The sequence below is a fragment of the Oleiphilus sp. HI0043 genome (assembly GCF_001634935.1).
This window is the reverse complement of sequence record NZ_LWEY01000096.1, coordinates 1-723: the sequence shown is the minus strand read 5'-3', so window position 1 is coordinate 723 and position 723 is coordinate 1. Positions and strand designations below refer to the sequence as shown.

Annotated in this window: 1 pseudogene; it reads right to left on the bottom strand. The window is 44.0% G+C overall.

The window, feature by feature from the left end:
- A pseudogene (locus tag A3729_RS01825) lies at positions 1 to 469 on the bottom strand (calcium/sodium antiporter); the annotation flags it as partial.
- Positions 470 to 723 lie beyond the last annotated feature (254 nt).

Below are 723 nucleotides of genomic sequence, written 5' to 3'. Positions count from 1 at the left end.
TTTCATCGATTTCTCCCGCGGGTGCGTTTTGAAGTTTGGCGAGAGCAATGAGTGAAATAAACAAAATTATAGATAGTGCAACACCGTCGAGTGCATCCAGCATGCCGTCACTGAGTAATAGGGTGGCCAAGAAAGTCGCGACCATGAGTACCGGGAACTCAACCTTCAGAATTGCCTTTTTAAGGGGGATGGCCGAGACCAGTGCTGTTGCGCCAAGTACTAGGGCAATGTTTGCGATATTCGAACCGATCGCATTTCCTACCGCAAGGTGACTTGCATTGTCTAGTGCTGCAGTACCTGAAACAATTAATTCGGGAGCTGAGGTGCCGAAGGCAACAACTGTTAAGCCGATCATCATCGGTGTCATGCCAAGGTTGAGCGCTGTAGCGACGGCGCCACTGACGAATCGGTCAGCACTCCAAATAAGAACAATAAGCCCGAGGATAATTGCTAAAGAAAATAGAAGCATAGGTTAGTATCTAATCAATGTTTTTTCTAGGGGTGTAATGAAGGGCCTTAGTATACCTATTAGTGAAGATATCGCCAGGTATTGCAAGCAAGTGATTATGTCCAATTTGTAATTGCAAAGCAATTTGATGAAGATGAGAATTAAGTACAAATAAATTGCTAAATTTCCTTGGCTCTATGAGGCAGCTTTGTTTAAATAGCCAAGCAATGCGTCAGTCGGTGGCGAATTTACTAGGTTTAGGGATAATCTATCTT